The 13,429-nt window shown below is 57.1% G+C and carries 13 protein-coding genes and 2 pseudogenes; 8 read left to right on the forward strand and 7 right to left on the reverse strand.

Annotated elements, in window-relative coordinates; genetic code table 11:
* Nucleotides 1-165 precede the first annotated feature (165 nt).
* The 6 genes from AWB81_RS36195 to catA all read right to left on the reverse strand — a co-directional run bounded on the left by AWB81_RS36195 (nucleotide 166) and on the right by catA (nucleotide 5,317).
* Entirely contained in the window at nucleotides 166-564 is a 399-nt protein-coding gene (locus AWB81_RS36195) for a RidA family protein (RefSeq protein WP_062642600.1), read from the reverse strand.
* A gap of 36 nt (nucleotides 565-600) precedes the next feature.
* Entirely contained in the window at nucleotides 601-1,377 is a 777-nt protein-coding gene (gene benD / locus AWB81_RS36200) for a benzoate diol dehydrogenase BenD (RefSeq protein ID WP_062642602.1), read from the reverse strand.
* 12 nt (nucleotides 1,378-1,389) lie between these two features.
* Nucleotides 1,390-2,394, reverse strand: a complete 1,005-nt coding sequence (benC, locus tag AWB81_RS36205) for a benzoate 1,2-dioxygenase electron transfer component BenC (RefSeq protein ID WP_062642604.1) — start codon at nucleotides 2,392-2,394, stop codon at nucleotides 1,390-1,392.
* 36 nt (nucleotides 2,395-2,430) lie between these two features.
* On the reverse strand, nucleotides 2,431-2,919 hold the full coding sequence (benB, locus tag AWB81_RS36210; protein WP_062642606.1) for a benzoate 1,2-dioxygenase small subunit: 489 nt from the start codon (nucleotides 2,917-2,919) through the stop codon (nucleotides 2,431-2,433).
* Nucleotides 2,916-4,274: a Rieske 2Fe-2S domain-containing protein gene (locus tag AWB81_RS36215; protein WP_062642608.1), complete on the reverse strand. Its 1,359-nt coding sequence runs from the start codon at nucleotides 4,272-4,274 to the stop codon at nucleotides 2,916-2,918. Before AWB81_RS36215 ends, benB begins: the two co-directional genes overlap by 4 nt.
* A 107-nt stretch (nucleotides 4,275-4,381) precedes the next feature.
* Entirely contained in the window at nucleotides 4,382-5,317 is a 936-nt protein-coding gene (gene catA / locus AWB81_RS36220; RefSeq protein ID WP_062642610.1) for a catechol 1,2-dioxygenase, read from the reverse strand.
* Between the two features lie 174 nt (nucleotides 5,318-5,491).
* Here catA and AWB81_RS36225 point away from each other — a divergent pair, with 174 nt between their 5' ends.
* The 8 genes and pseudogenes from AWB81_RS36225 (at nucleotide 5,492) to AWB81_RS36260 (ending at nucleotide 13,205) form a co-directional block, all read left to right on the forward strand.
* On the forward strand, nucleotides 5,492-6,415 hold the full coding sequence (locus AWB81_RS36225) for a LysR family transcriptional regulator (RefSeq protein WP_062642612.1): 924 nt from the start codon (nucleotides 5,492-5,494) through the stop codon (nucleotides 6,413-6,415).
* A gap of 105 nt (nucleotides 6,416-6,520) precedes the next feature.
* A complete protein-coding gene (locus AWB81_RS36230; RefSeq protein ID WP_062642614.1) occupies nucleotides 6,521-7,648 on the forward strand; it encodes a muconate/chloromuconate family cycloisomerase in 1,128 nt (375 codons plus the stop codon).
* Nucleotides 7,649-7,725: 77 nt separating this feature from the next.
* Nucleotides 7,726-8,004 (forward strand): muconolactone Delta-isomerase, encoded by a 279-nt coding sequence (gene catC / locus AWB81_RS36235; RefSeq protein WP_062642616.1) that lies wholly within the window; start codon nucleotides 7,726-7,728, stop codon nucleotides 8,002-8,004.
* A 17-nt stretch (nucleotides 8,005-8,021) separates the two neighbouring features.
* Nucleotides 8,022-9,226: pseudogene (locus AWB81_RS36240) on the forward strand (benzoate/H(+) symporter BenE family transporter).
* Nucleotides 9,227-9,856: 630 nt separating this feature from the next.
* Nucleotides 9,857-10,585 (forward strand): SDR family oxidoreductase, encoded by a 729-nt coding sequence (locus AWB81_RS36245; protein ID WP_062642618.1) that lies wholly within the window; start codon nucleotides 9,857-9,859, stop codon nucleotides 10,583-10,585.
* 34 nt (nucleotides 10,586-10,619) lie between these two features.
* Complete coding sequence (xylB, locus tag AWB81_RS36250; protein ID WP_062642620.1) at nucleotides 10,620-12,083, forward strand: xylulokinase; 1,464 nt, start codon at nucleotides 10,620-10,622, stop codon at nucleotides 12,081-12,083.
* 56 nt (nucleotides 12,084-12,139) lie between these two features.
* Nucleotides 12,140-12,337 (forward strand): annotated as a pseudogene (locus AWB81_RS44295) (IS30 family transposase); the annotation flags it as partial.
* Between the two features lie 430 nt (nucleotides 12,338-12,767).
* A complete protein-coding gene (locus AWB81_RS36260) occupies nucleotides 12,768-13,205 on the forward strand; it encodes an asparaginase domain-containing protein (RefSeq protein WP_200822606.1) in 438 nt (145 codons plus the stop codon).
* Here the strand turns inward: AWB81_RS36260 and AWB81_RS36265 are convergent.
* On the reverse strand, nucleotides 13,197-13,429 hold a 233-nt coding region (locus AWB81_RS36265), incomplete at its 5' end, for an ATP-binding protein (protein ID WP_159938995.1). The genes AWB81_RS36260 and AWB81_RS36265 overlap by 9 nt on opposite strands.

Here is a 13,429-nt window from a genome sequence, read left to right on the forward strand (position 1 = left end):
AACCTCAGTGACATTCGACTTCTTCAGCATGTTCAACTCCGTTTCCAGACACACTTTTACCCCAAATTCGTGTCCAGCAAAACCGGAGGCGGTTCACAGGTGGCTTGTTGGGGAGTTTCGCTAGACACGCCGACTCCTTGTTGTTTGAAATTGGGATGTCCACGATTACTCAGACAAGACAGCGACAGCCTTAATTTCAACAATGTAGCCAGCCGCACCGCCCAGCATATGAGCGCCGATTGCTGTCCACGCCGGCAACGGGTCCGTCCTGAGGTACCGGTCTCGGACCTCCATAAACAATGGGAGGTCGCGCATGTCGGTGTGGAAAGTGGTGACGTCGACAACGTCGCTAAGCATTGCGCCTGCAGCCTCAAGGACTATCTTCAGGTTTTCGAAGGCTTGCACTATTTGCGCTTCGCGTTCTTCCACCAGTTTCATATTGGCGTCGCGACCAATCTGGCCAGAGACATACACGGTGTTTCCAACCTTCACAGCAGGCGCGTAGCGAATCTTTTCGTACACCGCTTCCATCCCAGTGGGAACAATGGCTTTACGTTCGTTCATTGTGGCGTCTCCTACTTCTGGTTTTTTCTGAAGGTCCTAACCGTTGTCGCCGCCTGCAACCGGCAGCACGGCGCCCGTGATGTAGCCTGCCTCGTCAGACGCAAGGAAGAGAATCGGCGCAACTTGCTCGTCGAGGGTGCCGTAGCGCTTGAAGAAGGTCGACTCACTAACCTGCTTCACCGCTTCGCTCATCCAGGCCTTCTCTTGCTCGCTATCTCCCGTGGCGTTGCGAGGTACGCGTCGCGGAGGTGCCTCGGTTCCACCGGGTGCTGCAGCGACCACCCGAATGTTGTGCTCGCCGTATTCCATCGCGAGCGACTGGGTCATTGCGTTGACGCCGCCCTTGGCAGCCGAGTACGGTACACGGCGGATGCCGCGTGTTGCATTCGAGGAAACGTTGACGATGGTTCCGCGACCTTGCGCGAGCATGTGCGGAAGGACCGCGTGGCAGGAGTACAAGGTAGGCATGAGCGAGCGGCGGATTTCCGCATCAATCTGAGCCGGTTCGAACTCTGCAAAGGGCCGCATGCGAATGGCACCGCCCACGCCGTTGACGAGAATGTCGATTCGGCCGAACTTCTGCACAGCGAATGCCATCGTGGTAGCTGCGCCTTCGTAAGTCTCGAGGTCTGCAACGAAGCCGGCGGTGTCGGCCCCAATTGCCTCGGCGGCGACATCGGAGACGAAGTCGGCGCGGTCAACCAACAGCACTTTCGCACCCTCCGAAGCTGCACGCAGAGCAACGCCGCGGCCGATTCCCTGCGCCGCTCCCGTGACTACCATAACCTTGCCTTCAAACCTTTGCGCGTTCATGAGTCACCGGTGCTAGTTTGCAGTGAATTTCTCATAGTGGAAGCTCTTCGGCTCCACCCCGTTTTCGTCGAAATACTTGCGCACCGCATCGACCATCGGAGGGGGGCCGCAAAGATACACGTCGACATCTCCGTTGTTCAGACATTCAGCGGGCATGTGCTGTGTCACCCAGCCCTTGCGAGGGTGGCTCGATTCGACTTCGGCAACAACGGTGCTGAACGTGAAATTGGGAAGCTTTTCCGTGTATGCCTGGATGGCTTCGACCAACACCAAGTCGAGGTCCCGGGTCACGCCGTAGATGAGGTGCACCTTCTGCTGGGGATTCGTATGGGCCAGCACGTCCAGCATTGAGAGGAACGGGGCTAGCCCCGTTCCGCCTGCGAGGAACAACAACGGCCGTTCGACAGCGCGTAAATAGAAAATTCCCATCGGTCCGGTCAACTCGACCTTGTTGCCCGGCCGCGCCGATTCAAGCCAAGTGCTCATCACGCCACCGGGAATCTTCTTGATTAAGAAACTGATTTTCGATTCACCCGGCGAAGAAGAGAACGAGTAAGAGCGATGCTGGCCGCTCCCGGGTACATCGATGTTGACGTACTGACCCGCAAGGAAGACGGGCGGGGCGGCGTCCACGTCCATCTCAAGGACGACGGCCGCGTCGTTATGCTGCTCGACCTTCGCGACCGTCGCGGCAAACTTATTGTGCTCGGTCTTGCACGCCGCCGTGGATGCCGGGACCGCTATGACGCAATCGCTCTGGGGAATCATCTGGCATGTGAGGACGAGACCGCTTTTCTTCTCGTCGTCGGTCAGCGCGTCCTCGATGTAGTCATCGCCCAAATCGTAGCTGCCGCTTTCGGCGCGGCATTTGCAAGTGCCGCATACGCCATCGGAGCAGTCCATCGGCAGGTTAATTTTTGCGCGAAAGGCGGCATCGAGAACTTTCTCGCCGGCTTTGCATTCGACGAAGCGAGTCACTCCGTCTTCAAAGTTCAGTGCAATGTTGTAGCTGGACATGTTGCCTCCTACTTCCTATCTCGTTCCGACCGGGCATTAGACGTGGTAGACGTCGAGCACTTGGCGGATGTAGTCGTTCTTCAGCGCAATCTTCTTGTCAGAAATCAACAAGCGGTCGTCGACCTTTCGCAAGGTAACGTAAATGGTGCCGAAGTACTGGTCGGTAATCTTGTACCGATGACTGAGCGTGTTAAAGTTGTATCGAACGTCCACTTCGTTATCGCGTTCTGCCAGCACTTCGACATTGGTGACGTTGTGGTTGGTGCGGGGTTCGGGCATCGAAGCACTGCTTCGTTCGGTCTTGATGCGGAAAACTCGGTCTTCGAGGCCACCGCGGTCCGGGTAATACATCAGTGAGATTTGGCTCTGAGGGTCCTCAGTGAGCTTGTCGTCGTCGTCCCACGCCGGCATCCAGTAGGTAAGGTCTTCCGTGTAGCAGGCGAGCCACTCGTCCCACTGGCGGTCATCCAGAAACCGCGCTTCTTGGTAGAGCGCATTGCAAATTCTGTGATATTCGAAGCTCATACCGTCGCCTCCGCCTGCTCTTTCTGAAGGGCCTCGCGCATCACCTTCGCCCAGTATTCGTGTTGAACCACGAAAAGACCTTCGTCTTCGCTGCGCTCGCCCGAGATGAGCGGGTTCAGGCCCATGCCCCTCGCGTTCTCATCGGGTCCGTGGACCCAGAGCGGGGCGCCACGCGACATGTCATTCCACATCGACGTCGTGTGAGCGTAACCGGCTTGGCAAGCACGGAATTCCTCGAGGTCGTCGCTGGTACCCATCCCGGAGACGTTGAAGAAATCTTCGTATTGACGAATGCGAACAGCGCGGCTCTCTGCGCTTTCCCCCTTCGGGGCGAAGCAGAAAATGCTGACCTCAGTCTCGTCGACGCTAATCGGACGGACCACGCGAATCTGAGTACTGAACTGGTCCATCAGGAACACGTTCGGATACAGGCACAGATTGCGCGTCTGATTGACGATGTATTTCGCCTTGTCTTCGCCGACACGTGCGGCGATTTCATCACGATGCTGATAGACCGGACGGACCTCAGGGTTCATCGTCTTGGTCCACAGAAGTATGTGACCGTGCTCAAAGCCATAAACGCCGGCGACCGATTTGCTCCAGCTGTCCGCATCAACTGCTTTGGTGCCTTCGACCTTGCGTCGACCCATCGTTGCAGCGTAATTCCAGTGGACGCTGCTGACGTGGTAACCGTCGCAGCCGTTTTCCATCTGCATCTTCCAGTTACCCTCGTAGATGTACGACGAGTTACCGCGCAACACTTCGAGGCCATCCGGCGCTTGGGAGACGATTTGGTCGATGATGACCTTGGTCTCACCGAGATAGTCTTCAAGCGGCACGACATCAGCGTTCAAGCTGCCGAACAAGAATCCGCGATAGTTCTGAAAGCGCGCTACCTTCTTCAGGTCATGCGAACCTTGCTTGTTGAATTGCACGGGGTACTGGGTGGTTTTTTCGTCCTTCACCTTAAGAAGCTTGCCGGCGTTCGAGAACGTCCAGCCGTGGAACGGGCACGTGAAGGTGCCCTTGTTTCCGTGCTTTCGACGACACAGCATGGCGCCTTTGTGTGCGCAGGCATTGACGACTGCGTGCAGCTCACCGGTTTTATCGCGCGTGATGACAATCGGCTGGCGACCAATAAAAGTGGTGTAGTAGTCGTTGTTGTTCGGGATTTGGCTTTCGTGTGCCAGATAAACCCAGTTGCTCTCGAAGATGTGTTTCATCTCGAGTTCATACAAGTCGGCGTTCGTGAAGATGTCGCGGCGGCAGCGGAAAACGCCGTTTTCTTTGTCATCTTGAACGGCGTTGCTCAACAGGTCATCCAACTGTTGGGCTTTTTCGAAAATGGCGGACATGTGTGCTCCTCCTATGCGTTCCCCAACTTTGGGCCTCGCATTAGTGACGAATGAATATCGGAAGATTCAGGCAGTTGGAGGGATTTTCCAGCCGCCGCTTGAGCCGCTTACGCTGTGGCTGATACGCGCGGTCGGTGGACAAGCTGGTTGTCCTTGCCCTGAACCAGTGGAGTCAACTCAATATTGAACTCGATTTCCTTGTATGCATCGGCTTTCAGGCCCAAGGCAGTACCGCCGCTCTTCTCGACCACATGGGGAATCAAGTCCTCACGTGTCGCATACGCGAAGTCGTCCCAAATCAGCGGGTCGCCCTCGATATTGATTTGCGTCGTCAGCTTGCGGAGGTTGTCGCTCGTAGCGAAAAAATGCACGTGCGCGGGACGATTGCCATGGCGGGCGAGAACGTTGAGCAGTTGCTGCGTCGCACCGTGGGGCGCGCAGCCGTAGCCTACCGGCATGAGCGTACGGAATTCATACTTGCCGTCGGCGCCGGTCTTCACTGCGCCGCGCAAATTGAAATCACTCTGCGCGCCGGTCGGGTCGAAATGCGAATAGAAACCCTTGGAATTGGCGTGCCAGCATTCGACTACCGCGTCCGCGACGGGCTTCCCGTCCGGCCCTGTCACGGTACCCTTTATAACGAGAGGACCCGCGTCTTCATCGGGGTTTACATCAATCTTGGACACGCCGTCGAGAACGGGAGCACCGGCGACGTACAGAGGACCCTCGATGGTACGCGGCGTGCCACCGTTGATATCCGCCTCTCGGTCCTCGGCATCCATCCGGATGTCGAGATACTTCTCCAGCCCGAGGCCAGCTGCCAGCAATGCCGCTTCGCCATCCTGTCCAAGCTTGTTGAAGTACGTCACGCCGGCCCAGATTTCGTCGGGCGTCATGTCAAGGTCGTCGATGGCTTTGAACAAGTCGCTGAGCAGGCGCTGCGTAATCTGCTTGGCGCGAAGGTTGCCGTCTTGGCTACCGATGTTGGTAGCGGCCTTCAGCAGGTTCTGCACTTCTTCCGTTTCAAACACTTTGACGCTCATGTCCGCTCCTGAATCTCTTGTCTTTGGTGGGGTTAACCCTCGATTTCGCGTCATTGCTTCTATGTTCGGAAGGTATAGTCTTTGCGAAACCAAAGTGTGAATGCAGAATAAACGACCCGTTCGGGCCCCGTCCAACACCGAATTAGTATCGGGCTATATCCTAGAGGTATTGACATGGAGTTGCGGCATCTTCGCTATTTCGTCGCGGTCGCAGAGGAGCGTAATTTCACGCGCGCAGCCGCCCGTTTGCACATCGCGCAGCCACCTCTAAGCCGCTCGATACAGCAACTTGAAGAGACTCTTGGAGTACAGCTTCTGGAGCGCAACTCCCGGCCGTTGAAACTGACAGAGACGGGGAAGTTCTTCTATTTGCACGCCACGCAATTGATAGCTCAAACCTCTGAACTTGAATCGATGACAAGACGGGTCGGCAACATCGAGCGCAGTCTGTCAGTGGGATTCGTGGGGTCGACGTTGTATGGAATGTTGCCAAAAATTATCCGTCGATTCCGCGATGAAAATCCGACCGTGGAACTTAGTCTGCACGAGATGTCGACGATGGACCAGCTGAGAGCACTCAAAGACGGGCGCATTGATGTGGGGTTCGGCCGAATTCGAAATGAGGACGCGAACATTCGCCGGGTGATTCTCCGGGAGGAGAAACTAATTGTCGCGCTTCCGGAAGGACACCCGCTTTCCCGCGCCAAGCCCGTCCTCGCTCTTCGCGACCTGTTGAACGAGACGCTGATTATTTTTCCCAAGGCGCCGCGACCGAGCTACGCGGACCAGGTGCTGGCGGCATTTAGGGACCGTGCTCTTGAGCCTCATCGAATTTATGAAGTCCGGGAACTACAGATTGCGCTCGGTCTGGTCGCCGCTGGCGAGGGGATTTCTGTAGTTCCGAGCAGTGTGCATGGGCTAAAGCGCGATGACGTAAGCTACAAGGAATTGGACGACCCAACGCTGGTATCCCCCATCATCATGAGCATGCGAGCGCTCGATGAGTCACGCGACATCCGCGAGATGCTAGAGCTCATCTACCGGCTGTACGACGAGGAGAGAATACCTTACGTGCGTCGTACGGACCGCGGTCGGTGACAATTTCTATACCGCAGGAGTATCAGACTAGACGTTAATGGTCTTGGACACGCGGTTAGTGAGCGCGCAATACTTCGGCAACCAAACAACTCCGGAATTTCAGGCATGAACGCTCAAATCACTTCTGTCGAAACCATTCTGGTAGACCTTCCAACCATTCGCGCGCATCAGCTTTCTATGGCGACGATGCAGCAGCAAACCATGGTCATTATCCGTCTGTGTTCGAGCGACGGCATTGAGGGTATTGGAGAAGCTACGACTATCGGCGGCCTGTCCTACGGTGAAGAGAGTCCCGAAGGTATCAAGCTGACCATCGACACGTACCTGGCGCCGGCGTTGGTCGGCCAGGATGCGACCAACATCAACGCAATGATGCTCAAGCTGAACAAGGTTGCCCGTGGCAACCGCTTCGCCAAGTCCGGAATCGAAACTGCGCTGCTGGATGCACAGGGCAAACGCCTCGGCGTGCCGGTGTCGACGCTGCTTGGTGGCGCAGTTCGCAAGACGCTTCCGGTCCTTTGGACGCTCGCAAGCGGTGACACAAATCGCGACATCGAGGAAGCTGAGATGCTCCTCGCTGAACGTCGCCACAACACTTTTAAGCTGAAGATTGGTCGACGTAGCGTTCGCGACGACGTAGCGCATGTGTCGAAAATCAAAGCGGCGCTGGGTGACCGCGCGAAGGTAACGGTAGACGTCAATCAGGCATGGAACGAAGTCGATGCGGCACTGGGTATCGAAGCGCTGGAGGCAGCAGGCATCGACCTCATCGAGCAACCCACGCCGCGCGAGCACCGCGGAGCGCTTGCCCGGCTAGCGGCGCGGTTCATCGTCCCCATCATGGCCGACGAGGGAATTACCGGCCCCGAGGACGCGCTCGAACTCGTGCGTGACGCCTGCGCTGACGTGTTTGCGCTGAAGATTGCAAAGTCTGGCGGTATCTACGCAATGATGCGGACGGCGGCCATTGCCGATGCCGCGGGCGTATTGCTCTACGGGGGGACAATGCTTGAAGGCAGCATCGGCTCCATTGCGTCTGCACACGGCTTCTGCGCACTTCCGCAACTGACGTGGGGCACCGAGCTCTTCGGCCCGCTGCTGCTCAAGGACGACATCGTGACGGCGCGGCCCCAGTATCGCGACTTCGACCTCCATATTCCGGAAGGTCCGGGACTCGGATTGCAAATCGACGAAGAAAAGCTTGCGTTCTACCGTCGCGATAAAAAGGCCTAAAGGCTCATCGCCAAGAATATCGACATGATGCTCCTTCCCGCATGCAGGAGGAGTGTCACCCCCCCCCCGGAGGAAACATGCTGTATCTCGTAAGAATGGACGTACACCTGCCGTACGACATGCCGGCGGCACAGGCTGACGAAATCAAAGCCCGCGAAAAAGCCTACTCGCAGGAACTACAGCGAGCAGGAAAGTGGCAGCAACTGCATCGCGTCGTCGGTGAGTATGCGAACTACAGCGTCTTTGACGTGGACTCGCACGACGAACTGCACACCATCTTGTCCGCGTTGCCTTTGTTCCCGTATATGACGATGGAGGTGACCCCGCTCGCACGTCATCCGTCGTCGATTCGCTGAGGACGCCGGCTGCCTCCATGAGTCAGGACACGAACGGTACGTTGGAGTCCGTCACTGCGAAGAGCACCTGGTCTGTATCGGCAGTTACAGCCGGATTGCTCGCCGTCATCATTTCTTACGCCGGCCCGCTCGCAATCTTCTTCCAGGCAGCGCATACCGCTCACGTCGGCAACGACGTGGTGGCATCCTGGGTATGGTCGATTTCGATGGGCGGCGCGGTGTCGGGATTGACGCTCAGCTGGTGGCTAAAGCAGCCCATCATCACGGCATGGTCTGCACCCGGAACGGCGTTGCTTGTGACGCTCTTTCCGGGCATGCCCGTGAGCGACGCGATTGGGGCCTACATTGTCGCCGGCGCATGCATTCTTGCGCTGGGTCTATCGGGGCTCTTCGACCAGATTACGAAGCGCATTCCGCAAGGGATTGCCTGCGGGATGATGGCGGGCATTCTCTTCCAGTTTGGCACCAACGTGTTCAAGTCCGTGGCCATCAATCCATGGCTTGCCTTCGGAATGCTCGGCAGCTATCTCGTTTTTCGGCGCTGGGCAGTACGCTACTGTTTGATTCTGGTTCTTGCTTTCGGCTGCGTGCTCGCAATTGCGCTCGGTTTGACGCATTTCGACACTGTTAGCCTGCGAGTGACCCACCCAGTTTTCACACTGCCGACGTGGAGCTGGCAATCGACCATCGGCCTGGCGGTCCCCTGCTTATCGTGAGCCTGACGGGTCAGTTCCTTCCTGGCTTCGCTATCTTGCGTATCTCGGGATACGAGACGCCGAGTCGTCCCGTCCTGGTGGCAACCGGCCTCGCGTCAGTTCTGGTCGCCTTCACGGGCGGGATAACGATTGTCATCGCAGCGATTACAGCGGCGCTATGCACGGGAACGGATTCGCATCGCGACCCTCAGCGTCGATACGTTGCAGGTATAGCGAATGGGCTGTTCTACTTGATTGGCGGAACGTTCGCCGGAACGGTGGTTATGCTGTTCGCCGCGCTTCCCAACGCCTTCGTGGCAGTTCTAGCGGGACTGGCTTTATTGAGCGCAATCGCTGCAAATATCGTGGGAATGGTGCAGGACGAGGCTCATCGCGAAGCATCGTTCATCACATTCATCGCAACCGCCTCGAATATGAGCTTTCTCGGTCTTGGTTCTGCGTTTTGGGGAATCGTCTTGGGAACAGCTGCGCACCTCGTCCTGAGAAGAACTGCGTTAAAGATTTGATTGGACTTCCGCGATGACGAGATTTGAATCAGAGTCGCGGCTATTACCAGCTTGCCAACGCGTCAACAGGTTCGTCGTCACCTTGGCAGATTGGTCGTCGCGACGACACGTTAGAACGAGGGGAATCGTCAGTTTCCGCTGGGTTCAGCCGGATAAGCGAGACATGGCGGCTTGTACTGCCGGTATATGTCTCGGGAGCCAGTGTTGCGTTAGAACCAACCTCTACGAGTTCCACCGCAGTGTCCAAGTCGCTCACGGATTCAACAATGCGAGTCTCGATACGACGACGCTCGCTGCACTTGAGATGCCGTCTTGTAATCCCCACCATCGTGCAAATGGCTCCAAGCTTGAATGTTGCGTCTTCGACGGGCGAGGCAGCGCCAAGCGAAGCAGCGCCGCCTCCTTAACCTCGAACTTCCAAGGGTATTCCTTGCCTCACTCGACTTGACAGCGGCGACGGCGACAATGAATATTTGTTCGCGTAAAGAGCATTTGCTCGTTATCGATTGCGGCGACCTCGGACTAGATTGTTCGCAGGGCCCGCCCCGCTTCTATCCGGAGGGCTTGGCGAGAATGCCGGAGTAGTTGTTGGGAGCTGCATATCGGTTATCAAAAGAAGAGGTGAGGAAAATGGAAAAGGACCTGCAAGAAAAGGTAGCGGTGGTAACGGGCGCTGCATCAGGCATCGGCCTGGCCAGTACTGAGGCGCTCTTGTCAGCCGGCGCTCGCGTGGTCCTTGTCGACCGCGACGAAGCGGCACTCAATTCGATTTGCAGCAAACACGGAAACGCCGCAATTCCGCTCGTGGTTGATTTGCTCGACCCAGCGGCCTGTGCGACCCTCGTCCCACGGGTGTTGGAATTGGCGGGACAAATCGACATCCTGCATGCCAACGCAGGCACATATGTCGGCGGTGACCTGGTGGACGCGGATACGGCAGCTATTGACCGGATGCTGAACCTCAACGTGAATGTCGTGATGAAAAATATTCACGACGTTTTGCCCCACATGATAGCCAGACGGACCGGCGACATTATCGTGACCAGTTCACTGGCTGCTCACTTTCCGACGCCATGGGAGCCTGTCTATGCGTCGTCTAAATGGGCGATTAACTGCTTTGTGCAAACCGTACGGCGCCAAGTCTTCAAACACGGAATTCGCGTCGGCTCAGTCTCGCCCGGCCCGGTCATTAGCGCATTGCTCGCCGACTGGCCGGAGGAAAAGCTGAAAGAAGCCAAAGCATCGGGCAGCCTGATTGAGGCCAGTGAGGTAGCTGACGTCATCATGTTCATGCTGACTCGACAACGCGGTTTGACCATTCGTGACGTGGTCTTGATGCCGACCAACTTCGACCTCTAGGCGATAAACACAAGACTCATCGCGAGGTCGAATAATGTTCCTTGGCATTGACCTCGGTACGACCGAATTGAAGGTCCTCCTGCTGGCCAGCGATGGACAAGTCATCGGGACCGCTCGCCACCCGCTGGAAATATCGAGGCCGAAGCCCAGATGGTCAGAGCAGGACCCAGATGATTGGTGGCAAGCTACGCGTATTGCGTTATCGACGTTGCGAGAGAACTACCCGGACGCGTTTGGGCGCATACAAGCCATTGGTCTTTCTGGTCAAATGCATGGCGCTGTTTTACTCGACGCCAATGACCGACCTCTGCGCCCGGCGATATTGTGGAACGATATGCGCAGCGTCCGAGAATGCACTGAACTCACAGACCGCGCACCAAGACTGCATCAAATTGCAGGCAATTGCGCAATGCCGGGGCTCACGGCACCGAAGTTATTGTGGGTCGCACGAAACGAGCCGGAGCACTTCCGAAAGCTGGCGTGCGTCCTGCTGCCGAAAGACTATCTGCGTCTCCGCTTGACCGGTGTAAAGCTCACGGACCCCTCCGATGCGTCAGGAACCCTTTGGGTCGATGTCGGGAGTCGCGAGTGGTCCGATGAGCTTTTGCAAGCTTGTGACATGACGCGAATGCAGGTGCCCCCGATTGAAGAAGGGAACCGACCTGCCGGCGTCGTGCGTCGCATTGTTGCTGACGAGCTTGGCCTGCCCGCGAATGTAGTAGTTGCGGCTGGCGGAGGCGACACCGCGACGAGCGCGCTAGGCGTGGGCGCAGCAGATTCGGGCGAAGGATTTCTGTCTCTCGGGACCTCAGGGGTGCTGTCCGTCGTCACGGAGCAGTTTCGGCCAAGTCCGAATCTAGGGTTGCACGCGCTCTGCCACGCGATTCCGGACAGATGGCACCGAACGAGCGTCGTGCAGTCTGCGGCTAGCTGCGTTAGTTGGCTATGCAAGCTCGCCTCAGTTGACGAAGCATCTTTGCTCGATGAGGTCGAGAGTGTCGGGGCGGACCACCGCGCGGGAGCCCCGTTGTTCCTTCCATACCTTTCCGGCGAACGAACACCTCACAATGACCCTTACGCTCAAGGCGTGTTCTGCGGGCTTGCTCATTCAACCGACCGCGCGACACTTGCCTACTCGGTTCTGGAAGGCGTCACGTTCGCTTTGACGGACGGCCTCGACGCCCTTCGCGCGGACGGAACGCGTGAGACCTCGCTCAACGCTATCGGTGGAGGCGCGCGCAGTACGCTCTGGATGCAGTTGATTGCTGATGCGTTTGGAGCGCCGATACGCCGGCCGCCCGATTCGCAATCCATCGCTGCCCTCGGAGCTGCGCGTCTCGGCTGGCTAGCGGCCGGTGGCGATTTTTCGGATGTTGTGCGCCCGCCGCCTAAATCGCAGGAGTTCGTTCCTAACGAAGGCCGGCGCTCAATGCTCTTGGAGCGATTGACCTCGTTCCGAGCGTTCTATAGGCAACTGCGGCCGCTGTTCCCAACATGACGTAGTCAAGACGGAACCGGCAACTGAGGCCGTGATTGCAAAGGCTACATCCTCTCCAAAGTGGGACGCAACGGCGAAGGGAAGTCGCTGCGGCGCAGGCCACAGACCGATGCGGGCAGATTCCAGATATGGTCAGCAATCACGTGCGCCCGCCCGAAATCGAAGACCGCCTGCTGCCTGGTCACTGGGAAGGCGACTTCAACAAAGGCGCTGGCAATCCATCTTCCGTTGGCGTGCTGCTTGGGGGCACCACGCCTCAGTTCTGACGAACCTCTCTCTTTTCCGGGACACGACAAAGTATAGTAAGCGGCAAGATGAGCCGGCCGCATTCAGATTGTTTGTAATCACCGCAGGAAGTTGACAACAGACCAGTTAAACGATGAAAGGGCCTGATAACGCATTTTTAATGCTCGGCATCCGTGACTCACCAATAAGGTTTGGGCAATTGCTTGTGCACGAAAATCGCCATGTTTGGAGAATCGACAAAGCAGAATCAACTTTGCTAATGGTGAAGCTCGACTAATTCGTCGCGCACCAAGGGTCACTACACTTGCCGCATCGGGCCTAGCACCAGTCGAGGTGGATGCGCGTTCATATCGCCAACAATTGAGTGGTCCGATTCGTTCGTCCGCGTCATTGGCTGATGCGGTGAGAGTCTTTACACTTTCGAATCTGGAGTCTGCTGTGAGCGACCTGCGCGCATTGACGGGAAAATACATAACCCTCTGCGGAACCACCTTAGCCCTCGGCCTGGCCTTTTCGAGTTCAACGATAGCTCAAACGCCACAGCCACCGCAGACGTCGCTGCCTCACGTGGCTGTGTTGGCCACCGGCGGCACCATCGCTGGAACTGGCTCCAGCGAAACGCAAACCACCGGATACAAGTCGGGCGTCCTGACGGCAGATGTCCTTCTGAAGTCGGTTCCATCGCTCGGAACGGTGGCGCAGGTATCCGGCGAGCAGGTCTCGAACGTGGGAAGCGAGAACATCACCAACGATGTTTTGCTGAAGTGCGTATTTCGCGGAAGCTGGACACGCGTTTCGCTTGAAGCCGGACAGGTGTTTCGCGCGAAGCTGGACAGCCGGAGCGCAGCGACGCAGGGGTTTCTGTTTTTACTCTGACTGCTGGTTTTCGGTCAAACTAATTTTTAGTTTTCGCATCGATTCACCGTTCATGTTGATTCGATAAGTGTTGTGAACAAGCCGGTCCAGGATGGCGTCGGCAAGCGTTGGATCGCCGAGCGCACCGTGCCAGTTGTCGACCGGAATCTGGCTTGTTGCAATGGTTGAGCGACGGCCGTGGCGATCATCAAGTATTTCGAGCAGATCACGCCGAGCGCTGTCGG

The organism is Caballeronia arationis (assembly GCF_001544975.2).
Classification (GTDB): domain Bacteria; phylum Pseudomonadota; class Gammaproteobacteria; order Burkholderiales; family Burkholderiaceae; genus Caballeronia; species Caballeronia arationis.